The organism is Pseudomonas sp. BP8, from assembly GCF_017875955.1.
Taxonomy (GTDB): Bacteria; Pseudomonadota; Gammaproteobacteria; order Pseudomonadales; family Pseudomonadaceae; genus Aquipseudomonas.
The window spans coordinates 3,770,024-3,795,875 of sequence record NZ_JAGINK010000001.1 but is presented as its reverse complement, the minus strand read 5'-3'; the positions used below and the strand labels follow the sequence as shown (position 1 = coordinate 3,795,875).

9 protein-coding genes (1 of these 9 only partly in view) are annotated in these 25,852 nt (G+C 65.8%); 4 read left to right on the top strand and 5 right to left on the bottom strand.

Annotated elements, in window-relative coordinates:
* Window positions 1-57: 57 nt before the first annotated feature.
* On the top strand, window positions 58-1,968 hold the full coding sequence (locus J3B00_RS16530) for an AAA family ATPase (RefSeq protein WP_209868818.1): 1,911 nt from the start codon (window positions 58-60) through the stop codon (window positions 1,966-1,968).
* A 135-nt stretch (window positions 1,969-2,103) separates the two neighbouring features.
* On the opposite strand, the gene J3B00_RS16525 is transcribed toward J3B00_RS16530, so the two are convergent.
* Window positions 2,104-3,489, bottom strand: coding sequence for an aldehyde dehydrogenase family protein (locus tag J3B00_RS16525; RefSeq protein WP_209868816.1), 1,386 nt, complete (start codon window positions 3,487-3,489; stop codon window positions 2,104-2,106).
* Window positions 3,490-3,596: 107 nt separating this feature from the next.
* Between J3B00_RS16525 and J3B00_RS16520 the strand changes: the two genes are divergently transcribed.
* Window positions 3,597-4,475 carry a LysR family transcriptional regulator gene (locus J3B00_RS16520; protein WP_209874932.1) on the top strand — a complete coding sequence of 293 codons (879 nt, stop codon included), beginning with the start codon at window positions 3,597-3,599 and terminating at the stop codon, window positions 4,473-4,475.
* Between the two features lie 221 nt (window positions 4,476-4,696).
* Here the strand turns inward: J3B00_RS16520 and J3B00_RS16515 are convergent, their stop codons facing one another.
* The 4 genes from J3B00_RS16515 to J3B00_RS16500 all read right to left on the bottom strand — a co-directional run bounded on the left by J3B00_RS16515 (window position 4,697) and on the right by J3B00_RS16500 (window position 8,578).
* On the bottom strand, window positions 4,697-5,587 hold the full coding sequence (locus J3B00_RS16515) for a universal stress protein (RefSeq protein WP_209868813.1): 891 nt from the start codon (window positions 5,585-5,587) through the stop codon (window positions 4,697-4,699).
* 83 nt (window positions 5,588-5,670) lie between these two features.
* A complete protein-coding gene (locus J3B00_RS16510; RefSeq protein WP_209868810.1) occupies window positions 5,671-6,255 on the bottom strand; it encodes a nucleotidyltransferase family protein in 585 nt (194 codons plus the stop codon).
* Window positions 6,256-6,363: 108 nt separating this feature from the next.
* Window positions 6,364-7,776 carry an efflux transporter outer membrane subunit gene (locus J3B00_RS16505; protein ID WP_209868808.1) on the bottom strand — a complete coding sequence of 471 codons (1,413 nt, stop codon included), beginning with the start codon at window positions 7,774-7,776 and terminating at the stop codon, window positions 6,364-6,366.
* Window positions 7,777-7,795: 19 nt separating this feature from the next.
* Window positions 7,796-8,578 carry a helix-turn-helix transcriptional regulator gene (locus J3B00_RS16500; RefSeq protein WP_209868806.1) on the bottom strand — a complete coding sequence of 261 codons (783 nt, stop codon included), beginning with the start codon at window positions 8,576-8,578 and terminating at the stop codon, window positions 7,796-7,798.
* A gap of 411 nt (window positions 8,579-8,989) precedes the next feature.
* Here J3B00_RS16500 and J3B00_RS16495 point away from each other — a divergent pair, with 411 nt between their 5' ends.
* Both J3B00_RS16495 and J3B00_RS16490 read left to right on the top strand, forming a co-directional pair.
* Window positions 8,990-15,364 (top strand): non-ribosomal peptide synthetase, encoded by a 6,375-nt coding sequence (locus J3B00_RS16495; RefSeq protein WP_209868803.1) that lies wholly within the window; start codon window positions 8,990-8,992, stop codon window positions 15,362-15,364.
* Between the two features lie 219 nt (window positions 15,365-15,583).
* Window positions 15,584-25,852, top strand: partial view of a non-ribosomal peptide synthase/polyketide synthase gene (locus J3B00_RS16490; protein WP_209868801.1) — the 5' portion only. Its footprint extends 12,111 nt past the window's final position; only the first 10,269 of its 22,380 coding nucleotides appear in the window; it begins with the start codon at window positions 15,584-15,586; the stop codon falls past the right edge of the window.

Sequence of the window (25,852 nt, the reverse complement as noted above, 5' to 3'; positions counted from 1 at the left end):
TGGCGGTTCAGCGCTCAATACTGGTATCGTGCGCGGCAGTTTCCCGCCGAGGTCCCGATGTTCTATCTGCCACTCACCAGCGAACAGGCCGAGCGCCTCGCCAGCGAATCCGCCCGCGACGTCCTCAGCCGCGTCAGCCTGCTGGAATCAGCCACTGTGCTGTTCATCCAGAACCTGCCGCGCCAGCAAGGCACGCCGTCGGTCGAGACGCAGGAGCGACGCTTTGCCGAAATGCTGCGTATCGCTGATGAAGTCGAGGCCAGCGCGCCCAGCCAGTTCCAGCAGCAGGTGGCCAAGCGGTTCGATGCCGAGGCTTTTGCCATGGGCCTGGGCATGCTGGGGGAGAACGGCATTGGCCTGCTGAGCGACGAAATCCCGGTTGATCCGGCGGACATGCGCGACAGTGAAGGTGGCTGGAACTTCCGCTTTGCCGACAGCTATCGCCAAAGGGTCACGCCCTTGCAGCCGGTGAGCTTGCCCTCGTTGTCGAGCGATCTGCGCTTGAGCGACCAGCAAAATCGGCTGCTGCGCGAGTTTCTCTCGGGCGTGGACGAGTCGGTGGCCGTGCAAGGTTTTGCCGGTACCGGCAAAACCTTTCTGATCCATCAGTTCGCGCGCCTGCTCGACCCTCAGCGCACCTTGCTGCTGGCCATGACCGAAGGCCAGTTGCGCGCGCTGCAGGCACGGGTCAAGGATGCGTCGGCGTTCACCGCGCTGACCTTCGGCCAATTGGCCGACGACATCCTCAATCGCGACCTGACCAGTAACGGCTGGCGCTTGCGTGACCCTTACCGGAGCAAGCTGTCGTGGCGCCCGCAAGAAGCGCAGGTGGTGCAGTGGCTGGGCATCCCCGACATCGGCCCGCTGGCCGCGCGTGACGTGGTCGCCCTGTGCATCAAGGCGGTGCGCAGCTTCTGCCGCAGCGGCGACGCCACGCTGCAATTGCAGCACCTGCCGTGGATGGGGCCGGGCTTTTCGCCATTGGACCAGGAAGTGCTGCTGGAGAAGGCCCGCCTGTACTGGCAGCAACTGATCCGTCCGGCAGCACGGGAAATCCAGCTACCGGTGCGTGACTACCATCGGGTCAAGCTGCTGTCGTTGACGCTTGAAGTCATCGACAGCCAGTTCAGCCATGTCATCGTCGACGAGGCCCATGAACTGTCGGCGCCGATGCTCGCGGTGCTTGACCGCAGCCCGCAGGCGATCATCACCCTGGGTGACGACCTGCAGAACCTCAATGGCCTGAGTCCACACCATGGCAACTTCATCCGCCAACGCGTCATCGACCATTCACTGCGCGCCGGGCCAGCGATGGAAGGGGTGTTGAACCCCTTGATCCTGGCCCACCCGTCGCACATACAGGCTGCCTTCAGTGGAAGCGCCGAGCACTACACCCGGGTCAGTTTCTTCGACACGGTGACCGTCCCTGAGCAGCCTACGGCGCTGATTGTCGACGATGAATGGGGTTTGTTTGGCTGGTTCCAGCGCCTGACCCACCAGGGCGTGCCTTTCGTCCTGCTGCAGGGCGCGCGCAAGGAGTTCGAGCTGTTTGTCGAAGACTGCATCGAGTTGTATCGGCATGGCACTCGGCCACGGCACAACATGCTGTTCCGCTACGCCAGCTGGCAGGCGCTGGAGCAGGACAAAGGCGACGACAAAGCATTCGCTGCGGTGGCCACTATGTTGCGCAAGGGCTATTCACCGGAGCACTTTGCCAAGGCCAAGAGCCGTTACCGTTGGGACAAGGCGCCCAAGTTGTTCCTGGGCCGCGTGCGGGACGTGAAGAACATGGAGTTCGCCCGGGTGATGGTGTCGCCAGAGCTGATGGTGGCGCCGACGCCTGGCAACAACCGCAACGAGCGCGCGCGCATGCTGGCTGGGCTGTATACCGCGTGTTCGCGGGCTCGGCATGAGCTGATCGTGCCGGGGGGGATGCTGGATTGGGTCAAGGATCAGGTCAGGGATTGAGTGTTTTGGGGCTGCTGCGCAGCCCTTTCGCGACACAAGGCCGCTCCCACAATGGACCGCGTTGTGCCGGCAACTGTGGGAGCGGCCTTGTGTCGCGAAAGGGCCGCAATGCGGCCCCAAAATCTCAGGCTTGAATCAATTACGGTCCAGCCACACCGTTTGCACGTTGGTAAATTCACGCACGCCAAAGTGCGACAGCTCCCGGCCGAACCCGCTCTTCTTCACCCCGCCAAACGCCACGCGTGGATCCGAAGCGCAGTAACCATTGATGAACACACCCCCAGTATCCAGCGCTGCCGTCATCCGCTCGGCCAACGCTACATCAGCGGTATAGATGGTCGCCGCCAGGCCGAACTCGCTGTCGTTGGCCAGTTCCACCGCATGCTCGGCATCGCGAGCGCTGATGATCGCCGCCACCGGACCGAACAGCTCCTGCTTGAACGCAGTCATCGCTGGGGTAACCCCGGCAAACACGGTCGGCTCGTAGAAGTTGCCCACGCCGTCGGCCTTCTTCCCACCCAGTAGCAGGGTCGCGCCTTCGGCCAGGGTTGCCTGGACCTGGCCGTCGAGTTCGTCGCGCAGGTCATAGCGTGCCATCGGGCCAATGTAGGTGTCGTCTTCGAGCGGGTTGCCGACTTTCAGTTGGCGCGTCGCTTCGACGAACTTGCGCGTGAATGCTTCGGCGATGCTCTCTTCGACGATCAGCCGCTTCGCTGCGGCGCAGACCTGGCCGGTGTTCTGGTAGCGACCGATGACCGCGGCCTTGACCGCAGCATCGAGGTCGGCGTCAGCCAACACGATGAACGGGTCGGAGCCGCCCAGTTCCAGTACGCACTTCTTCAGCGCCGCGCCAGCCTGGGCACCGATTGCCATACCGGCACGTACGCTACCGGTCAGGGTCACGGCTGCGATGCGTGGATCGTTGATTGCCCGGGTGACGCCATCCGGGGTGACGTTGAGCACTTCGAAGATACCTTCTGGCAAGCCAGCCTGCTTGATCATCTCCAGCAGCAGATAGGCGCTGCCCATCACGTTTGGTGCGTGCTTGAGCACGTAGGTGTTGCCGGCCAGCAGGGCCGGCACCGCGCCACGCAGCACCTGCCACAGCGGGAAGTTCCACGGCATCACTGCCAGGATTGGCCCCAAGGGACGGTATTCGATACGGGCTTTGTCGATCTGGGTCGGCTCCGGTGCAAGCATCGCCGGGCCGTGCTCGGCGTACCACTGGCACAGGCCGACGCATTTGCTCACTTCGCCTCGGGCCTGGCTGATCGGCTTGCCAATTTCGCGGCTGATCATCACCGCCAGTGCTTCATGGTTGGCCTGCAGGGCATCCGCCAGGGCTACCAGGTACTCGCTGCGCTGCCCCAGCGACACCTTGCGCCACAGGTTGAAGCCAACCTTGGCGCGTTGCAGCGCCGCTTCCAGTGCGGCGTCGGTGTCGAATGGGTAGTGGCCGATCTGTTCGCCGCTGTGCGGGTCGACCGAGATGGCGTGGGTCAGGCTGCTGATCTGGCTCATGGCGGAGTACCTCGTTGTTGTCAGTTGGTGACGCTCAGACTAGTGGCGTGCATCCTTATTGAAAACTGAATAATAATGAGCGAAACATTCACGTTTGGAGAATGACCGTGGACCTGGTGCAACTGGAAATCTTCAAGGCCGTGGCCGAGCACGGCAGTATCAGCGCTGCCGCCCAACAGATTCATCGGGTGCCGTCGAACCTGACCACGCGCATCAAGCAGCTTGAAGAAGACCTCGGCGTCAAGCTGTTCATCCGGGAGAAGAGCCGCTTGCGCCTGTCACCGGCCGGCTGGAATTTTCTCGAGTACACCCGGCGGATTCTTGACCTGGTGCACGAAGCGCGGCTGACCGTGGCCGGTGAAGACCCGCAAGGGACGTTTGCCCTGGGCTCGCTGGAAAGCACCGCGGCAGTGCGCATTCCGGCCTTGCTCGCGGCCTATAACCAGCGCTTCCCCAAGGTCGACCTGGACCTTTCCACCGGGCCGTCCGGGACCATGCTCGAGGGGGTGTTGTCGGGGCGGTTGGTGGCGGCGTTCGTTGACGGTCCGGTGCTGCACCCGACCCTGGAAGGTATGGCGGTGTTCGAGGAGGAGATGGTGGTGATCGCGCCGCTCAACCACGCCCCGATCAGCCGCGCCCAGGAGGTCAACGGCGAAAGCATCTACGCTTTTCGCGCCAACTGCTCGTACCGCCATCATTTTGAGAACTGGTTCGTCCAGGATCAGGCCGTGCCGGGCAAGATCCACGAGATGGAGTCGTATCACGGCATGCTCGCCTGCGTCAGCGCCGGTGCTGGCCTGGCGCTGATGCCGCGGAGCATGCTCGACAGCATGCCAGGGCTGAGCACCGTCAGCGTCTGGCCGCTGTCGCCAGACTTCCGTTACCTGCAGACCTGGCTGGTGTGGCGACGCGGGACGGTGTCGCGCAGCTTGAGCATGTTCATCAAGCTGCTGGAGGAGCGTCGTGCGGGGGCGCCAGCGGGGTAGTGCATAGGGTGACCATCACTTATGGCGCGTGACTTGGTTACAGGCTGACTTGCGATTTGCATTCGCTGTACTGGCCTCTTCGCGGGGCAAGCCCGCTCCTACAGGTTTTATGCCGATCTCCTGGCCGGCGTAGAGGCCAGTACAGCGAATGCAAATCGCAAATCTCCTGGCCGGCACAGAACCTGTAGGAGCGGGCTTGTCCCGCGAAGGGGCCGGTACAGTCAGCCGCCAGCCTTGATCGCCAGCACATTGCACAGCGGATGCTCCACCACATGCGCCGTAGTCCCGCCGAGAAAGGTCTGCATGGCATCGTGGCGGTGGCTGCCCATGACAATCACATCCACCCGACTATGGCTGATGTACTGAGCAATCGCCCTGATCGCCGGCCCCTCGACAAAATGCCGCCGTTCCAGATCGATCTGATGATGATCACCCAGCCGATTGAACGCCGCACGCTGCGCTACCCGTATGCTGCCATCAAAGCCAGGCATGGTCACCGTACCCGCGCCAAAATCGGCAAGGTGGGTTCGCGAGGCGTCACAGACGTGCAGCAGGTGCAGCTCGGCGTTGCACTGCAAGGCCAGAGCGCGTGCGGCGTGGATGACCTGCTCGTCGAGGTGCTCGCCGGCGCCATGGTGATTGAGGTCGACTGCGGCAGCAATCAGTCGGGGCAGCGGCAAACGGATATCACTGACCAGGTGCACGGCGACCGGGCTGTCCTTGAGCAGTTGCCAGTCGAGCGGCGTCACCAGCAAGCGTTTGAGTACCGGCTCGTGCTGCACGTCCTTGATCAGCAGGTCACAGCCCAGTCGCTCAACCTGCTCCAATACGCTGGACAGCGGGTCGCGGGTGAGCAGCAGATCGGTGGACACATCCAGCCCGCCGTTACGCAGTTGCTCGGCCTCGTCGGCCAGCCACAGGCGATTGTGCGTCAGCAAACGCTCACGTTCGCTGCCATCGCTGAGCAGGCCGAAGGTGTCGACATCGTCGACCATGACATTGATATCCAACAAGGCGCCGCTGGATTCGGCCAACGCCGCCGCCCGCTGCAGGGCGGGCGTGTGGCGCATCTGTGGGCCGAGCACGACCAACATTCGCTTGAACTGGCTCATCTCACACCTCTACGTGTGGCAGCCCCCCGTTCATGCCGGTGCCGGTTCACCGGGCCACGCGGCCCGGTAATCCCTTGTTCAGTCTAGACGGTGTCTGCGCCTGGCAGGTCGCTGGGGCGATCGATGTCGCGCAGCACACCCGGATCATCTACCGCGATGGTGTGCACCGCCGAACGATTCGCCTGCACCACGACGCGCGCGCCCTGGTCGCCTTGCAGCTGGGCCAGTTCGGCCCAGAAGGCACGGCCAAACACCACCGGATGACCGGGTGTGCCGTGATAGGCCGGCCGGCAAATGCGCTGGCTTTGCGCATCGGCGAGCAGGGCGGCGAGGGTGGCTGGCTGGATGAACGGCATGTCGCCAAGCAGCAGCACCAGCGCCTGGGCGTCACTGGCTTGGCTGATGCGGGCGACGCTGGCGGCGATGCTATGGCCCAGGCCAAGGCGGCTGCTGCTGGACTGCAGAATGCGCACTTGGCGCGGTAACTCGGGGGGGATGGGATCGTCTTCACGCAGGGCCAGCCAGACCTCGTCGAGCTGCGTGCAGGGCAGGGTCAGGCTGGTTTGCAGCAAGGTCTGGCCGTTGCCCAGCGGATGATGGCGTTTATCGCCACCGAAGCGCTGGCTGCGGCCGGCGGCGAGGACGAGTGCGACTGCCGTGCAGGCCATGGTTGGGTCTCTGTGCAGTGGGGTTGTGTCATAACGGGCCTCTTCGCGGGGCAAGCCCGCTCCTACAGGGTTCGGTTGCGTTTGTCATGCTATCACCTGGTGCTCGGCTCAGCGCGCAGCAGCCTGCGGCACCTCGCGCCAACCGCCGCCCAACGCCGCATACAGGTTGACTTCCGCCACCAATTGCGCCAGTCGATCATTGATCAACCCTTGCTGGGCACTGAACAGCGAGCGCTGGGCGTCGAGAAAGGTCAGGCTGCTATCAACCCCACTGCGGTAGCGATTGTTAGCCAGGTCGTAGTACCGCTGGGTCGATGCCAGCAGGTCGCGCTGCGCCTGCACCTGGCGTTGATAGGTAGCGCGCGCGGCGAGCCCATCGGCAACCTCCTGAAAAGCGGCCTGTACGGCCTTCTCGTATTGCGCAACTTGGATGTCTTTTTGCAGACGCGCGTAGTCGAGACTTGCCCGCAGGCTACCGGCGTTGAAGATCGGCAGGTTGATCTGCGGCTGGAACAGCCATGTGCCGGAGCCTGCCTTGAACAGCCCGGACAGCTCGGGGCTGGTCGTACCGGCATTGGCGGTCAGGTTGATACTGGGGAAAAACGCCGCGCGCGCCGCGCCGATGCTGGCATTGGCAGCCAGCAGGTCGTATTCCGCCTGGAGGACGTCTGGCCGACGCTGCAGCAGTGCCGAAGGCAGGCCGGCGGGCAACTGCGCGATCTGATCGCTGGCCAGCGGTATGGCGTGCAGATCATCCGGCAAGCGTGCACCTAGCAGCAGGCTCAAGCTGTTGCGGTCCTGGGCGACCTGACGGCGGTAGCGCGCTACGGCGGCGCGGGTACTGTCGACGCTGGTGCGCGCCTGGATCTGGTCCAGTGCCGAAACGCTGCCCACCCGGCGCTGGCCAATGGTCAGGCGCAAGCTCTGCTGGTCAGCTTGCAGGGTACGCAAGGCCACCTCCAGCAGCTCCTGATCGGCGCGCCAGGTCAGGTAGGCGTTGGCGACGCTGGCCACCAGGCTGAGCTGCACGCTGCGTCGGGCCTGGTCACTGGACAGATAGGTCATCAGCGCCTGGTCGCTGAGGCTGCGCACCCGGCCAAAGACATCCAGCTCATAGGCGCTGATGCCCAGGGTCGTGGCATAGCTCGAGCTGATCACCCCCTCACCGTTACCGGTGGTGTTACGCGGCACATACTGGCGCTCGCCGGAGCCATCCAGGCCAACCTTGGGCAGTAATTCGGCGCGCTGGATACGGTATTGCGCGCGATAGGCCTCGACGTTCAGCGCCGCTACCCGCAGGTCGCGGTTATTGCTCAGGGCGGTATCGATCAGTTGCCGCAAGGCAGGGTCGCTGAACACCTCGCGCCAATCGTCGGGGACTGCGCCGCGCGTCGATTGGGCGTTGTAGGCCGGGCCTTGCGGGTAGTTGTCAGCGACCGGCGCGACAGGGCGCTGGTAGTCCGGCGTGAGGCTGCAGCCGCTCAGGCACACGGCGAGCACGACCTGGGTACATCTGCGCATCAGCGTTTCCCTTGCAGATTCAGGCGCCGGCCATCCATTTGGCCAGGCCATGGCGGCCACTCACGCCGAGCTTGGCGGTGGCACGTTTGAGGTAGGTTTCTACCGAGCTGTTCTTGACGTTCAGCTGCTGCGCCAGTTGCGGCACTGTGCCGCCCGTGAGCAAGCCCAGGCACACCTCCTGCTCCCGCGCCGACAGGCTGATGGCCTCCAGTACCAGGCGCTTGCCGAAGGCGTGGCGCAAGGAGCTGCTTTCCAGCACTGGCAGATCATCTCCCGCGTCTGCGACAACGCTGTGCCCAAGAATCTGACCATGGTGTTCTACCAGCGGCAGCAAGGTATCGGACAAGCTCTTGAGCAGCGACAGTTCGCTCAGGGAAAACGCCCGTTGGTTGGGCAAGCGGTGGAAGCAGATAACCCAGCGCCGATCACGGCTGCGCGATACCAGATGACACTGGTGGGCGCTCTGGCGGGCGTGCTCGGGATCAACGGGGGCCTTGAACTGGATCAGCAGCGGGTCCTTCATCTGCATGATGCTTTGCAATAGAGGAAGGCGCAGCGTATTGGCGGTCGGCGCCTCCGGGGCCAGGCCGGCCCTGCCCAGCAGCTTGATGCGGCTGACGCTGGCCTGGCGCGGGTCGAGGGTCCATTCGCTGAGGTCAAGCCGGTGGATCGGCACTTGGGCATCGACCAGGCGCAGCATCTGTTCGGCAAAGCGCTCATCGCCGGTACTGGCAATCAGTTCGCCCAATTGCAGATAGAGGTGTGGGTCGTGGCGGTGTGCGAGGCTGTCGTTCAGCTTCATCGGGGTCATCATCCTTGATTCTGGGCGTTACGGTGGGCGGTCTCGCGGTCGAGTCTCCTGGGAATGGGGTAGCGCCATTCAAGCTCGGCGCCTGGTCCGACGTCTGTAATGGAAATCGGGGACAGAAAATGCCAGTAATCAGGTGCGATGGGGTACGCAGAAAAGTAGGGCGCACGGCTTCGCGACAGCGGGTTGCCAGCCAATTGACGTCAGAAAGGCGAACGTTCACAGCCGTTCAGCGCCGATCCTGCCCCGCGTAAGCCACGCCCGCTGCTGGCCTATGGCAGATCGCTTACACGTTTTTAAGTGCTCGTTGATTGAGCCGTGAACTGTCCGGGTTTCGGGGGCCATACAGGCTCCGGTGAGGGTGCTTGAATCCGCGGATGATCAATCTGAAGGACCTGCCAAGCCATGCCTGTTGCCGAAACATTTGCCCTGACCACAGCCCAGCGTGACATCTGGCTGGACCAGATCAGCCACGGCGACTCGCCGCTGTACAACATCGGCGCCTATGTCGAGCTGGACGGCGGCGTGGAGGTAGCACGGCTGCGACAGGCGCTGGAGCATCTGCAGAGCCAGCACGACGCCCTGCGCACCGTGCTGGTCGCGGCCATCGAGGAGAGCGGGCTGCCCCGCCAGTATTTTGCAACGGCAATGGCGGTCGAGCTGCCTGAATGGGATGTGCGGGATAACCCCGATCCGCGCGCCGCCGCGCAGGCATTGCTGAACACGCAGATGCAACGGCGCTATGACCTGGACAACAGTGCCCTGGATTGCAGCCCTTTATGGCGGGCGATGCTGATCCGTGTTGCCGACTCGGCTTACCTGTTCGCCGTTCAGGCCCACCATCTGATACTCGACGGTTGGGGCGTCGATCAGTTGTTCAAACAGGTCGCCGACTATTACCGCCTGCTCGAACAGGGCCTGCCGTTGCCCGACGAGGCGCCGTCCTACCGTGCGTTTATCGACGACGACAACGCGTACCAACGCTCATCGCGCCAGGCCCGTGACCGCGATTACTGGCTGGCCAAGTACCAGCAGTTGCCCGATGCCTTGCTGCGCCCGCGCGAACGCGACACGGCCCTGGCCGGTGCACCCAGTGGCGCGCTGGAGCAGCCATTCGACAGCGCGCTGTTGGCACGCATGCAGCAATTGGCCGGCGAGCTGCAGTCCTCTGCCTTTCATGTGCTGCTGGCTGCCTTGCATGTGTGTTGCGCACGGACTTGGCAGCGTGATGAATGGATCGTCGGCCTGCCGGTGCGCAACCGTAGCAACGCGCGCTTCAAGGCGACCCTGGGACTGTTTACCCAGGTCAGTGCCCTGCGCATGGACTTTGGCCGTAGCCAGTCGTTTGCCGAACTGGTGCGCGGCATTCGCGACGCGCTCAAGCAGGACTTTCGCCACCAGCGTTTCGCCCTGAGCGAACTCAACCGCAGCCTAGGGGCATTGCGCGAAGAGCGTGCGCAACTGTTCGAGGTGGTGGTCTCTTACGAAGAAGATGGTAACGACTTGCGCTTTGGCGACATCCCCGCGCAGACCGTGATGGTCTGCAACAGCCATGAGCCAACCCCACTGACCGTGCACCTGCGCAGCAACAGCCAGAGCGCCAAGGCCTGCCTGCACCTGGTGTACAACCGCGCCTGGTTCAGCCAGCCCGAGGTCGAGGCGCTGGCGGCGCGCCTGCTGCATGTGCTGGAGCAGGGCTTGCGCCAGCCCGCGCTGGGCATCGGCGAGTTCGACGTGCTGACGGCTGGCGAGCACGCGCTGTTGCAGCGCTGGAACGACACCGCCGTGCCCGGTGGGGCAGAACAACTGATTCATCGGCGCATCGAAGCCCAGGCCAAGGTTCGGCCGCAGGCGCTGGCATTGGTGCAGGAGGGGCGCAGCCTGAGTTACGGCGAGCTCAACCGCCGCGCTGATGTGCTCGCCCAGCGCCTTGCCGCCGCGGGCGTGAGCGCTGATCAGCGGGTGGCAGTAGTCGCCCGCCGAGGCCTGGATACCGTGGTCGGCTTGCTCGCGGTACTCAAGGCCGGTGGCGCCTATGTGCCGATCGACCCGGCGCACCCGCGCGAGCGCCTCGCCTACCTGCTGGAGGACAGCGCGCCACGGGTGGTGCTGGTCCAGTCTGACCTGGTTGCACGTTTGCCGGCCCACGACCTGCCGCAGATCGAGCTGGACCTGTTCGACTGGACAACGCCTGCCGCGCGGCCGGTGGCCAGCCAGCGTTCGCCACACAACCTGGCCTACGTCATCTACACCTCCGGTTCCACCGGTCAACCGAAAGGCGTCATGGTCGAGCACCGGACCCTGGCCAACCTGATCGACTGGCACTGCGATACCTTCGATCTGCGCCCAGGCCGCCAGCAATCGTGCCTCGCCGGGGTGGGCTTCGATGCCATGGCCTGGGAACTCTGGCCTGCCCTGAGCAGTGGCGCCACCCTGCACCTGGCGCCGGCGCGCGAGGGCGCCGAAGACATCGACGGCCTGCTCCGGTGGTGGCGGGCACAGCCGCTCGACGTCAGCTTCCTGCCGACCCCGGTGGCCGAGCACGCCTTTGCCCAAGGCACGCCGCATCCCACCCTGCAAACCCTGCTGGTCGGCGGCGACCGTCTGCGGCGGCTGGCCCGTGAGCGCAGTTACCGGGTGATCAACAACTACGGCCCGACCGAAGCAACCGTGGTGGCCAGCTCCGGCGCAGTCGAGGCGGGCGGCCCGTTGCATATCGGCCGGCCGGTGGCCAATACCCGCCTGTACGTGCTCGACGAGCAGCAGCAGCTGCTGCCTGTCGGCGCCACGGGCGAGCTCTACGTCGGCGGTGCCGGTGTGGCGCGCGGCTACCTGAACCGGGCGCAGATGACCGCCGAGCGTTTTCTCTACGACCCGTTCAACCCGGCAGCCGGGGCGCGCATGTACCGCAGCGGTGACCTGGTGCGCTGGCTGGCCGACGGTACCCTGGAGTACCTCGGGCGCAATGACGATCAGGTGAAAATTCGCGGTGTGCGCGTCGAGCTGGCCGAAATCGAGGCGGCGCTGGCCAGCCATCCGGCGCTGCGCGAGTGCGTGGTGTTGCTGCGCGAAGGCCAGTTGCAGGCGTGGTTCATCGGCGAGCCTGCAGTGACGCCGTTGCAATTGCATGAGCACTTGCGCAGCCGCTTGCCAGCGGCATTGCTGCCGGTGGCGTATGTCCGCCTGAGCGCCTGGCCGCTCACGGCCAACGGCAAGCTTGACCGCCGCGCCTTGCCGGCCGCCGGCAGCGAGGCATTGGTGCAGCGCGTTCATGAGGCGCCCGAGGGCGATATCGAACAGCGCTTGGCGGCGCTGTGGGCCGAGCTGCTGCAGGTGGAACGGGTAGGGCGCCAGGACCACTTCTTCGAACTCGGCGGCCATTCGCTGCTGGCTGTGCAACTGATCGCACGCATGCGCGAGCAGGGCCTGCAGGCCGACGCACAGGTGCTGTTCGGCCAGCCGACCCTGGCCAGCCTTGCCGCTGCCGTGGTGTCAGCTCAGGCGCCGGGCGTGCCGGCCAATCGCATTCCCCCCGGCTGCCAGCGCATCACGCCGCAGATGCTGGTATTGACCGACCTGGATCAAGCAGCCATCGAACGTATCGTTGCCAGCGTGCCCGGCGGGGCGGCCAATGTGCAGGAGATCTACCCCCTGGCGCCGTTGCAGCAAGGCCTGCTGTACCACCATGTCACTGACCTGCGCGATACCTATCAACAGCAGGCGCTGTTTGCCTTTGCCAGCCACGAGCAGTTGCTGGCCTTTGCCGATGCCTTGCAACGGGTGATCGAGCGGCATGACATCCTGCGCACCAGCCTGGCCTGGGAAGATCTCGAGCAGCCCCAGCAGGTGGTCTGGCGCGAGGCCCGCATGGATGTGCAGACACTGCACTGCGAGCCGGCTGTGACTGACGTTGCGGCGCAGTTGCGCAGCCACTTCGACCCCGCCCAGACGCCGCTCGACCTGCGTCATGCGCCGATGATGGCGCTGGCCTGCAGCGAAGATCCCGGCGAAGGGCGCTGGCTGGGCTTGCTGCGTTTCCATCATTTGATCAACGATGCGGTGTCGATCCAGGTGCTGCTCGGCGAGCTTGAGGCGTTCATGCACGGGCGCAGCGAGCAGTTGCCCGTGTCGGTGCCTTACCGCGAGTACGTTGCACTGAGCACGGCGGCCGATCGCCAGGCACGGCACGATGCTTACTTCCGTGATCAGCTTGCCGCTGTCGAGGCGCCTGCGCCGATCCCTGGCCTGGGCGGCGTGCGGGTCGACGACGGCGACCTGCAGACCCTCAGCCACAGCCTGGCGGCGCCGCTCACCGAGCAACTGCGCGAGCACGTCCGGCAGCAGGGCGTCAGCCTCGCCAGCCTGTTCCATCTGGCCTGGGCGCAGGTGCTGGGTGCCTTGTGCGGGCGTGACGAGGTGACCCTGGGCACGGTGCTGCTGGGGCGGGCGATGGCTGGCCGGGGTGCAGAGCGCGCCCTGGGCATGTTCATCAACAGCCTGCCGTTGCGGGTAAAGCTGGCCCGGCGCAGTGTGGCTCAGGGGTTACGCGAGACCCATACAAGCTTGGCCGGGCTGCTCGCCCACGAGGACGCGCCGTTGCTGCTGGCCCAGCGTTGCAGTGGTTTGCCGACAGGGACACCGCTGTTCCACAGCCTGATCAACTTCCGCTCCTGCGCCTTGCTTGAAACCGAGGTGCTGCCAGGGGTGCAACTTGTCGAAGCCAGTGAAGTCCTCAGCCACGCGCTGGTGCTGACGGTTGATGATCACCAGCACGGCATCCAGGTGGCTGTTCGAGCCCCGCGTGCGATTGGCGCAGAACGGGTAATGGACTACCTGAGTACAGCGTTGAGCCAGCTGAACGATGCGCTCAGCCAAGGCGGCGGCAAGCCGCTGGAGGCGCTGTGCAGCGTACCGGCCAACGAACTGCAGCGCCTTTTGGGCGACTTCAACCCCGATGCAGACCGGCAAAGCCCGCTGGAGCAGACTCTGCCAGCGCTGTTCGAGGCCCAGGTACGGCGTACCCCCGAGGCGATCGCCCTGCAGACCGACATTACCGGTGTCGATTACCAGACCCTCAACGCCCAGGCCAACCGCCTTGCCCATCACCTCATCGCCCAGGGTGTCGAAGCCGATACCCGGGTCGCCGTGTGCGTTGAACGGGGCGTGTCGTTGATCGTCGCGCTGCTCGGTATCCTCAAGGCGGGTGGCGCCTATGTGCCGCTGGACCCAAGCTATCCGAGCGATCGTCTGCGCTTCATGCTCGAGGACAGCGCGCCTCGGCTGGTGCTGGTGCATGGCGCCACCCGCGGCCTGTTTGATCACCCTGCGGCGGCGCTGCTCGATCTTGACCACGACACCTGTGACGGCTATTCCGAGAACAACCCGCGTGTGCCTGGCCTCGGCCCAGGGCATTTGGCCTACGTGATGTACACCTCCGGCTCCACGGGCACCCCCAAAGGCGTGATGATCGAGCATCGAGGCTTGTGCAACCTCATGCACTGGGGCTCGATCATCTGCCCGCCGCAGCCCGGTGATGCCTTGCTGCAACGGGCGCCGTTCACCTTCGATGGTTCGGTCTGGGAGTTGTTCTGGCCGCTGGTCGCGGGCATGCGGCTAGTGTTGGCGCGCCCTGATGGCCATCGCGATCCGGGCTACCTGGTGCAGCTGATCCAGGCCCGCCAGGTGAGCACGGTGAAGTTCGTGCCGGCCTTGCTCCATCAGTTTCTACAAGAGCCGGGCGTCGAACGCTGCACCAGCCTGAAGGATATTTTCTGCGGTGGCGGCGAGCTGACCCTGGCGCTGGTGCGCAGCCTGCGTGAGCGTTTACCTGGCGTGCGTCTGCACAACGTGTATGGGCCGACCGAGGCGACGGTGGACAGCACCGCGTGGACCCTGCATGCGCATGAGCCGCTGCCTGATCTGCCGCCACCGATCGGCCGGCCGATCAGCAATACCCGCCTGTATGTGCTCGATGCCCACGACCGACCGGTGCCGTTGGGGGCCATCGGCCAGTTGCACATTGGCGGTGTTGGCGTGGCGCGGGGCTATCTTGGCTTGCCGGTGTTGCAGGCCGAGCGTTTCATCGCCAGCCCGTTTGTTCCCGGCGATCGGCTGTATCGCACCGGCGACCTGGTGCGCTATCGCCTGGACGGTGAACTGGAATTTGTCGGCCGTAACGACTTCCAGGTCAAGCTGCGAGGGTTGCGGGTCGAGCTGGGCGAGATCGAAGCGCTGCTGGCCGAGCATGCCGCCATCGGCCAGAGCGTGGTGGTGATGCGTGAAGAGCGGCTGGTGGCCTATTTCACCTGCCGTGACCGCGCTGCAGCGCCGGCCCTTGAAGTGCTGCGCAGCCATTTGTTGGCGCGCTTGCCCGAGTACATGGTGCCGCAGGCGTTTGTCGCCCTGGCTGAGCTGCCCTTGAGCGCGAATGGCAAGGTCGATCGCCAGGCCTTGCCGGCACCCGGTGCCGAGTCGGTGATCAGCCGCGAGTATCAGGCGCCGCGTGGCCCGCTGGAAACAGCGTTGGCCGAGATCTGGACGCAGGTGCTGAAGATCGAGCAGGTCGGGCGCGATGACAATTTCTTCGAGCTGGGTGGGCATTCGTTGTTGGCGGTGGGCTTGGTGGCGCGCATGCGCCAGGCGGGGTTGCATGTCGATGCACGCACGCTGTTCAGCCAGCCGACCCTGGCGGGGCTGGCCGCCAATACCCGGCTGGAGCAGGTTCAGGTAGTGATCCCGCAGACCACCATCCCCACCCTCGGCACCCGGCGGCGAATCTGAGCGGGTTGGGGCTGCCTTGCGGCCCTTTCGCGACACAGTTGGCCAGCACAACGCGGTCCACTGTGGGAGCGGCCTTGTGTCGCGAAAGGGCCGCAACGCGGCCCCAGCACTCTTGCACCCACCACCATCCTCCTTGTCCCCAGTTCCCATGTCAGCCCATCCGGTCTCGATCCTTTAGCTTCACGCCACTTCCGATTGGCAAAGCAGGATGCTTACCCGATGCATTTCAGCGAATTGATGGCTGCACTCTCCACCCGTCCGATCCGTCTTCAGCGTGAACAGCAGGACCTGATCGTCCTGGGCGACGACGAGTCGCTGGACGACACCTTGTGGGAGGCGCTGTCCAGGCACAAGCCTGCGTTGCTGGAGATGCTCGCAACGCGCGATGACGACTGGCTCAGCCCGGCGTTCCAGATCACTCCGGACATGCTGCCGCTGGTCCAGCTCGAGCAGGCAGCCATCGACCGCATCGTCGCCAGCGTGCCGGGCGGTGCCGCCAACGTCCAGGACATCTACCCCCTGGCGCCGCTGCAACGGGGCATGCTCTTTGAACACCTGTCGGCCAATGCGGGCGACCCGTACTTGTCGCAGGTCCAGCTGCGCTTCGCCAGCCAGGCGCGCCTGGAGGCGTTCGCCGAAGCGCTGCAGTGGGTCATCCAGCGCCATGACATCCTGCGCACCGCGCTGCACTGGGAGTACCTCGACGAACCGGTGCAAGTGGTCTGGCGCGAAGCGGCGCTGGTTCGCGAGGCCGTGCCGGTGGCCGGCGCCAATGCCCTGAACGAACTGCGTACGCGCTTCGATGCCCGTCACTACCGGCTGGACCTCAGCCAGGCGCCGCTGATGCAACTGATGCACGCGCGCGGCGAAGGCGAGCAGTGGGTCGCCTTGCTGCTGTTCCACCACACGGTAATGGACCACACCGCACTGGACATCGTCCGGCGCGAGATCCAGGCCTGCCTGGCCGGTGAACACCAGCAGCTCAGCGCGCCGATGCCGTTTCGCAACGTCCTCGCCGCGGCACGCCTGGCCCATGATGAAGCCGCCCATGAGCGGTTTTTCCGCGAGATGCTGGCGGACATCGACGCGCCGACCCTGGCGTTCGGCTTGGCCCATATCGGCGAGCGCCAGGTAGAAGAAGCCCGACACATGCTCGAACCGGCGCTCAGCCAGCGCCTGCGCGCCCAGGCCCGCCAGCTCGGGGTGAGCCCGGCGAGCGTCCTGCACCTGGGCTTTGCCCGCCTGATCGGGCAACTCAGCGGCCGTCAGTCGGTGGTGTTCGGCAGCGTCCTGTTGGGGCGCATGACCACCGGCGAAGGCGGCGAGCAGGCGTTGGGCATGTTCATCAACACCTTGCCGCTGCGTATCGACCTCGGCCCGCATGGCGTGCGTGATGCGCTGCTGGCCACCCACCTGCGCCTGAGCGCCCTGCTGGGCCACGAGCAGGCACCGCTGGCCTTGGCCCAGCGCTGCAGCGGTGTGGCCGCGCCGGCGCCGTTGTTCAACGCGATGCTCAACTACCGTCACAGTGATGTCGGCGATGCCGCCGAGGTCATTGCGGTGGCCGCGGGGATCGATATCGTCGGAGCCGAAGAGCGCACCGACTACCCGCTGACGGTCAGCGTCGATGATTTGGGCGACGATCTGCGCCTGACCATCCAGACCCTGCCAGAGTGGGGCGCGACGCGTCTGGGCAGGCAACTGCAGCAGGTCCTTGCCCGTCTGGTGGAGGCGCTGGAGGCGAACCCGGCAGCGTCGCTGCAAGGGCTGGCGGTGCTCCCGGATGACGAACGCGAGCAGCTGCTAGCGCGCTTCAACGCCACGCATGCCGCCTATCCGCAAGGGCAGACCGTGCATGCGCTGGTCGAAGCGCGGGCGCAGCATGCTGGGCAATCCGTGGCGCTGGTGCAGGCCGGCGAGGTGCTGACCTATGGCGAGCTGAACCTGCGCGCCAACCGCCTGGCGCATCAACTGATCGCGCGCGGCGTGCAGTTGGGTGATCGGGTCGCCTTGTGCCTGCCGCGCGAGGCTGAACGGGTCGTGGCGCTGCTGGCAGTGCTCAAGGCCGGTGCCGCCTATGTGCCGGTCGACCCGGCTTATCCAGCGGAGCGCATTGCCTACCTGCTGGCCGACAGTGCGCCGGCGCTGGTGCTGGCTATCTCGACTGTGGAGGGTTTGCCTGACGGTGCGCCACGGCTGGATCTGGACCTGCCCGGCGCTTACGCCGCTGCCGAGGGCAACCCGCAAGTCGTCGGGCTGGATGCTCGCCAGTTGGCCTACGTTGTTTACACTTCGGGCTCTACCGGCCAGCCGAAGGGGGTGATGGTCGAGCACCACACCCTGGCCAACCTGGTGCATTGGCACTGCCAGGCGTTCGACCTCGATGAACAGGCGCGCACCTCCAGCGTTGCCGGCTTCGGCTTCGACGCCATGGCCTGGGAAGTCTGGCCAGCGTTGTGCGCGGGGGCTGAGTTGCACCTGCCGCCAGCGCATATCAATAACGAACACGTCGACGAACTGCTCGACTGGTGGCTGGAGCAGCCGCTCAAGGTCAGCTTCCTGCCGACGCCGGTAGCCGAACAGGCCCTGCGCCGCGAGCGCCAACACCCGACCTTGCGCACACTGCTGGTGGGCGGTGATCGCCTGCGTCAGTTCGACCGTGATCCCGGCTTCGCCCTGGTCAACAACTATGGCCCGACCGAGACCACCGTGGTCGCGACTTCCGGGCAACTGGTCCCGGGTGGCTCGCTGCACATCGGCAAACCCATCGCCAATACCCGCGTGTATGTGCTGGATGAGGGCCGCCAACCCGTGCCGGTCGGTGTGACCGGTGAGCTGTACATCGGTGGCGCACAGGTCGCTCGTGGCTACTTCAATCGCCCGGAACTGACCGAACAACGCTTCCTCGCCGATCCCTTCAGCAGCGAACCACATGCGCGCATGTACCGCAGCGGCGACCTGGTGCGCTGGAACCCGGACGGTACCCTGGACTACCTCGGCCGCAATGACGACCAGGTGAAGATCCGTGGCGTACGCGTCGAGCTGGGTGAAATCGAGGCGGTACTGGCTGCCCAGCCCGGCATCCGCGACGCGGTGGTGCTGGTCCGTGGTGAGCGTCTGTTGGCCTGGTTCACCGAATCCGCGGCAGTAGACCTCGACACCCTGCGCCAGGCTGTGCAAGCCAGCCTGCCTGCGCACATGGTGCCGCTGGCCTTCGTTCGCCTCGACCAACTGCCACTGACCGCGCACGGCAAGCTCGACCGCAAGGCGCTGCCCGAGCCCGATCCGGCCATGTTGCTTGGTCAGGCCTATGCCGCGCCGCTGGGCGAGACCGAGCAGGCGCTGGCGGCGATCTGGGCTGATGTGCTTGGCGTCGAACGGGTAGGGCGCCACGACAACTTCTTCGAGCTCGGTGGCCACTCGCTGTTGGCGGTGACCCTGGTCGAGCGCATGCGCAAGGCCGGCCTGACTGCTGATGTCCGCGTGCTGTTTGCCCAGCCGACCCTGCTGGCACTCGCCGCTGCGGTAGGCAGCGGCCGTGAAGTGAGCGTGCCGGCCAACCGCGTGCCACCGGATGCCCAACGGATCATCCCCGAGCAGCTCAGCCTGATCGATCTGGACCAGCCGAGCATCGACCTGATCGTCGCCAGCGTGCCGGGTGGTGCCGCCAACGTGCAGGAAATCTACCCGCTGGCGCCGTTGCAGGAAGGCATCCTCTATCACCACCTCAGCGCCGAGCAGGGCGACCCCTACCTGTTGCAGACCCGCCTCGCCTTCGACAGCGTCGAGCGTCTGCTGGCCTGGGCGGGTGCCCTGCAGCAGGTGATCGACCGCCATGACATCCTGCGTACGTCGGTACGCTGGCAAGGGCTGGCGCAGCCAATGCAGGTGGTCTGGCGTGCGGCTGAACTGGCGCTGATCGAAGTTGACGACCTCCAGGATGACGCGCAGGCCTCGCGTATTGATCAGTTGCAGGCGCGCTTCGATGCCCGCCATCACCGTATGGACCTGTCTCAGGCGCCGCTGACGCGCCTGGTCTACAGCCTTGATCCGGCCAACCAGCAGGTGGTCGCGATCCTCCTGTTCCATCACCTTATCCTCGACCACACCGCGCTGGACGTGGTGGCTCGCGAAATGCGCGCACTGCTCTTCGGCGAGGGCCAGACGCTGCCGCCACAGGTGCCTTATCGTAACTACGTGGCTCAGGCCCGGCGGGATGATCAGGCCGCGCACGAGGCGTTCTTCCGCGCAATGCTTGCCGATGTCGAAGAGCCGACCTTGCCGCTGGGCTTTGCCAACGTGCAGGGTGACGGGCGCGGGATCGAGCAGGCGCAACAAATACTGCCCGGGAGCCTGGCAGGGCGTCTGCGCGAACAAGCGCGTCAGCGCGGGGTCAGCGCCGCCAGCTTGATGCACCTGGCCTGGGCGCGAGTGCTCGCGGTGCTGGCCAACCGCCAGGACGTGGTCTTCGGCACCGTGCTGATGGGCCGCCTGCAGGGGGGCGAGGGCGCCGATCGGGCGCTGGGCATGTTCATCAATACCTTGCCCCTGCGGATCGATACCGCAGCTACGGCCGCTGCGGCCGTGCGTGCCACCCACCAGCAGCTGTCGGCACTGCTCGGCCATGAGCATGCGCCGCTGGCCCTGGCCCAGCGCTGCAGCGGTGTGCTGGCGTCGGCGCCGCTGTTCAGCGCCTTGCTCAACTATCGCCACAGTGGCGGTGATGCAGCGCGTGAGGGTGAAGGCATCTGGGAAGGAGTACGCCTGCTTGGCGGCGAAGAGCGTAGCAACTACCCGCTGACCCTCAGCGTCAACGACCTGGGCGATGGCTTCAGCTTCAGCGTGCTGGCACTGGCCGACATCGGCGCGGCGCGCGTGGCCGCATGGATGACCACGGCCGTGGCGCACTTGGTGCAGGCCCTGGAACGCGCGGATGACACCCCGGTCGACTGCCTGCCGATTGTCGACGCCGATGCGCGCCGGCAACTGCTGGAGGACTTCAATTGCCATGCCCAGGCCTACCCGCAAGGGCAGACCGTGCATGCCTTGGTCGAAGCCCAGGCGGCGCGCGTGCCGGGCGTAGTGGCGCTGGTGCAGGCAGGACAGGTGCTGACCTATGGCGAGCTGAACCTGCGCGCCAACCGCCTGGCGCATCAATTGATCGCGCGCGGCGTGCAGCTGGGTGATCGGGTCGCCTTGTGCCTGCCGCGCGAGGCCGAGCGGGTGGTGGCGCTGCTGGCAGTGCTCAAGGCCGGTGCCGCCTATGTGCCGGTCGACCCGGCTTATCCAGCGGAGCGCATTGCCTACCTGCTGGCCGACAGTGCGCCTGCGCTGGTCCTGGCTATCTCGACTGTGGAGGGTTTGCCTGACGGTGCGCCACGGTTGGATCTGGACCTGCCCGGCGCTTACGCCGCTGGCGAGGGCAACCCGCAAGTCGTCGGGCTGGATGATCGCCAGTTGGCCTACGTGGTCTACACCTCGGGCTCTACCGGCCAGCCGAAGGGGGTGATGGTCGAGCACCATACCCTGGCCAACCTGGTGCATTGGCACTGCCAGGCGTTCGACCTCGATGAACAGGCGCGCACCTCCAGCGTTGCCGGCTTCGGCTTCGACGCCATGGCCTGGGAAGTCTGGCCAGCGCTGTGCGCGGGGGCTGAGTTGCACCTGCCGCCTGCGCACATCAGCAACGAACACGTCGACGAACTGCTCGACTGGTGGCTGGAGCAACCGCTCAAGGTCAGCTTCCTGCCGACGCCGGTGGCCGAACAGGCCCTGCGCCGCGAGCGTCAGCACCCGACCTTGCGCACACTGCTGGTGGGCGGTGATCGCCTGCGTCAGTTCGAGCGGGATCCCGGCTTCGCCCTGGTCAACAACTATGGCCCGACCGAGACCACCGTGGTCGCGACTTCCGGTCAACTCGTCCCGGGTGGCTCGCTGCACATCGGCAAACCCATCGCCAATACCCGCGTGTATGTGCTGGATGAGGGCTGCCAACCCGTGCCGGTCGGTGTGACCGGCGAGCTGTACATCGGTGGCGCACAGGTCGCCCGCGGCTACTTCAATCGCCCGGAACTGACCGAACAACGCTTCCTCGCAGATCCCTTCAGCAGCGAACCACATGCGCGCATGTACCGCAGCGGTGACCTGGTGCGCTGGAACCCGGACGGTACCCTGGACTACCTCGGCCGCAACGACGACCAGGTGAAAATCCGCGGTGTACGCGTCGAACTGGGTGAAATCGAGGCGGTACTGGCTGCCCAGCCCGGCATCCGCGATGCGGTGGTACTGGTGCGTGGCGAGCGGCTGCTGGCCTGGTTCAGCGAGTCTGCCGCCGTCGACCTCGACACCCTGCGCCAGGCTGTGCAAGCCAGCCTGCCTGCGCACATGGTGCCGCTGGCCTTCGTTCGTCTCGACGAACTGCCACTGACCGCGCACGGCAAGCTCGACCGCAAGGCGCTGCCCGAGCCCGACCCGGCCACGCTGCTGGGCCAGGCCTATGCCGCGCCGCTGGGCGAGGCCGAGCAGGCGCTGGCGGCAATCTGGGCTGATGTGCTTGGCGTCGAACGAGTAGGGCGCCACGACAACTTCTTCGAGCTCGGTGGCCACTCGCTGCTGGCGGTGACTCTCGTCGAGCGCATGCGCAAGGCCGGGCTGTCGGCTGATGTCCGCGTGCTGTTCAGCCAACCTAGCGTTGTCGCCCTGGCCGCGACGCTAGGCCAGGGCCGTCAGGTAGTGGTGCCGGACAACCGCATCCCGCCCGGCTGCATGCATATCACGCCTGACATGCTCAGCCTGGTCGCGCTTGACCAGGCCGCGCTCGAGCGCATTGTCGCCAGGGTGCCGGGCGGCGCTGCCAACGTGCAGGACATCTATCCGCTGGCGCCCTTGCAGGAGGGCATTCTCTACCACCACCTGAGCGCCGTCGGTAACGACCCGTACCTGCTGCAATGGCACCTGGCCTTCGACAGCCTGGCCCGCCTGCAGGCCTTCGCTGCTGCCCTGCAACAGGTCATCGCCCGCCATGACATCCTGCGCACTGCGGTGCTCTGGGAGGGCCTCGCGCAGCCGCTGCAAGTGGTCTGGCGCAGTGCCGAGCTGGCGGTTCAGGCCCTGGCGCTGGATACGCCCTGCGCAGAGACCCTCGAGCTGAGTCAGGCGCCGCTGTTGCGCTTGTGCTACCGCCAGGCAGCGGACACCGCGCGTATCGAAGCGACCTTGCAGTTCCACCACATCGCCATCGACCACACCGCGATCAAACAGGTGCTGGCAGAAATGCGCGATCACCTGCGCGGCCATGGCCAACCGCGCCAGGCCGCCGTGCCCTACAGCAACTATGTGGCCCAGGCCCGCCTGGGCATCAGCGAAGCCGAACATGAGGCGTTCTTCTGCGCGCAACTGGCCGACATCGACGAGCCGACCTTGCCCTACGGCCTGGCCGACATCGGCGCACCGGCTGCCAGCATCGAGCAGGCCACCGTTGCGCTGGATGACGCGCTGTACCAACGCTTGCGCAGCCAGGCGCAACAACTGGGTGTCAGCGCTGCCAGCCTGCTGCACCTGGCCTGGGCGCAACTGCTGGCGGTGGCCAGCGGCAAGCGCAGTGTGGTGTTCGGCACGGTGCTGCTTGGTCGCCTGCAAGGCGGCGCCGGTGCCGACCGCGCGCTGGGCATGTTCATCAACACCCTGCCACTGCGCCTGGACCTCGACGGCCTGGGCGTGCGCGACGGCGTACGGCTTACCCACCAGCGCCTGAGCGCGCTGCTCGCCCATGAGCACGCTTCGCTGGGCCTGGCCCAGCGCTGCAGCGGCGTGCTGGCGCCGATGCCGCTGTTCAGTGCCATCCTCAACTACCGTCACGGGGCCAGTGCCGACGAGCAGCAGGCCCAGCGCGAAGTGCTCGAGGGCGTCGAGATCCTGCCTGGCGGAGAGCACGGCCACTATCCGTTGAGCGTCAACGTTGATGACCTGGGCGACGGCATGCGCCTGACTGCGCAGGTCACAGCAGCGGTGGGCGCCAAGCGTATCTGCGCGCAATTGCAGCAGGTGCTTGGCAGCTTGCTGGAGGCTCTTCAGAGCCAGCCCGAACTGCCTGTGTGCCAGTTGCCGGTGCTGGCCGAGCAGGAACGCCAAGCGCTATTGCTCGGCAATAATCAGACTGCCGTGGCGCATGACCTGCAACAGCCCGTGCACGCCCTGTTCGAAGCCCAGTGCCAGCGCACGCCCGACGCGTTGGCGGTGGTGGCTGACGACGGCAGCCTGAGCTATCGCCAGCTTGATGAGCAGGCCAACCGCCTGGCCCATCATTTGATCAGCCTTGGGGTGAAACCCGACGATCGGGTGGCGATCTGTGTCGAACGCGGGCTGTCGATGGTGGTCGGCTTGCTGGCGATTCTCAAGGCTGGCGGTGCCTATGTGCCCGTCGATCCGAGCTACCCCGCCGAGCGCATCCGCCACATGCTGGCCGACAGCGCACCGCTGGCGGTGCTGGTCCAGGCTGCTACGCGGGCGCTGGTTGATGCTGCGCAGATACCGCGGGTTGATCTTGATCAACCCACCTGGAACAGCCTGTCGACTGACCGGCCAATCGTCGCCGACTTGACCCCGGCACACCTGGCCTACGTCATCTATACCTCCGGCTCCACCGGCGTGCCCAAGGGCGTCATGGTCGAGCACCGCAGCGTGGTCAATCTGGTCAACTGGAGTGCCAGCCTCTGCCCGCAAGCCGGCGAAGGTGCGCTGTTGCACAAGACCCCGATCAGCTTCGATGCCTCGGTCTGGGAGTTGTTCTGGCCGCTGTGCAGCGGCGTGCGGCTGGTGCTGGCGCGGCCGGATGGCCAGCGCGATCCAGAGTACCTGGCGCAGTTGATCGAAGCCCGCCAGGTCAGCGTGGTGCAGTTCGTGCCGGTGCTCCTGCAGCAGTTCCTCGCACAGCCCGCCAGCGCTGGATGCACCAGCCTCACCGATATCGTTTGCGGCGGCGGTGAGCTGACCGAGGCGCTCGCCGCCCAGGTGCGCAGGCAGTTGCCGGGCGTGCGCCTGCATAACGTCTACGGCCCCACCGAGGCCACGGTCGACTGCAGTGTGTGGACCTTGCCGACTGCAGCACCGCTGCCGCGCGGCAGCTTGCCGATCGGCAGGCCGATCGACAACACCCAGCTGTACGTGCTCGATACCCACGATCAGCCCGTCCCGTGGGGGGTAATTGGTCATCTGCATATTGGCGGCGTCGGTCTGGCCCGGGGCTACCTGGGCTTGCCCGAGCAGCAGGCCGAGCGTTTCATCGCCAGCCCGTTCGTGGCCGGCGAGCGTCTCTACCGCAGCGGCGACCTGGTGCGCCAGAGCGAAGACGGCAACCTCGTGTTCATCGGCCGTAACGACCAGCAGATCAAGATCCGTGGCTTGCGCATCGAGCCTGGCGAGATCGAAGCCAGCCTGGCGCGCCTTGACGGCGTCAGTGAGGCGGTGGTGCTGGTGCATGACGACCCGCTCGGCGGGCCACGCCTGGTGGCCTACCACAGCGGCGCGGTGCAGGCGCCTGAGGCCCTGCGTGAGGGGTTGTTGGCGCAGTTGCCGGACTACATGGTGCCGACGCTGTTCATTCACCTCGACAGCCTGCCACTGACCCCCAACGGCAAACTCGATCGCAAGGCGCTGCCGGCGCCGGATGTCGCGCTGGTGCAGCGTCGCCCCTATGAGCCTGCGCAGGGCGAGACTGAAACCTTGCTGGCACGCTTGTGGGCCGAATTGCTCGGCGTGGACAACGTCGGCCGGCATGACAACTTCTTCGAATTGGGCGGCCATTCACTGCTGGCGGTCAGTCTGACTGCGCGTTTGCGCCTGGAAGGCCTGCAAGTCGATGTACGCACCCTGTTTGGCCAGCCCAGCGTGGCGGCGCTGGCGGCGACCCTGGGCCACGATCAGCAGGTCGAGGTGCCGGCCAACCGCATCCCGGCCGATTGCACACGGATTACCCCGGCGATGCTCAGCCTGGTCGAACTCGATCAGGTGGCCATCGAACGCATCGTTGCCACGGTGCCGGGTGGTGCCGCCAACGTGCAGGACATCTACCCGCTGGCGCCGCTGCAGGAGGGCATTCTCTACCACCACCTGAGCGCCCCCGAGCACGACCCCTATGTGCTGCAATCACGGCTGAGCTTCGACAGCCTGGCGCGCGTGCAAGGCTTTGCTGGCGCACTGCAACACGTCATCGACCGGCATGACATCCTGCGCACCGCGGTGCTCTGGGACGGCCTTGCGCAGCCGGTGCAGGTGGTCTGGCGCAAGGCCGCCATGGCCCTGCTGGCAGTGCCTGAGGCAACCGCCTTGAGCGAGGCAGGTTGCGTCGCCGGGCTCGACCTGAGCCAGGCCCCGCTGATCCGCCTGCTGTATTGCCAGGACCCGGCCAGTGCACGTATCGAGGCCAGCCTGCAATTCCACCATATCGTGCTCGACCACACTGCCCTTGAGGTGGTCGCCGAAGAACTGGCC

Excerpts from the sequence above, each read along its gene's own strand:
- J3B00_RS16505 (WP_209868808.1), bottom strand. The coding sequence starts at position 7,776 with ATGCGCAGATGTACCCAGGTCGTGCTCGCCGTGTGCCTGAGCGGCTGC.
- J3B00_RS16515 (WP_209868813.1), bottom strand. The coding sequence starts at position 5,587 with ATGAGCCAGTTCAAGCGAATGTTGGTCGTGCTCGGCCCACAGATGCGC.
- J3B00_RS16510 (WP_209868810.1), bottom strand. The coding sequence starts at position 6,255 with ATGGCCTGCACGGCAGTCGCACTCGTCCTCGCCGCCGGCCGCAGCCAG.
- J3B00_RS16500 (WP_209868806.1), bottom strand. The coding sequence starts at position 8,578 with ATGAAGCTGAACGACAGCCTCGCACACCGCCACGACCCACACCTCTAT.
- J3B00_RS16495 (WP_209868803.1), top strand. The coding sequence starts at position 8,990 with ATGCCTGTTGCCGAAACATTTGCCCTGACCACAGCCCAGCGTGACATC.
- J3B00_RS16530 (WP_209868818.1), top strand. The coding sequence starts at position 58 with ATGTTCTATCTGCCACTCACCAGCGAACAGGCCGAGCGCCTCGCCAGC.
- J3B00_RS16525 (WP_209868816.1), bottom strand. The coding sequence starts at position 3,489 with ATGAGCCAGATCAGCAGCCTGACCCACGCCATCTCGGTCGACCCGCAC.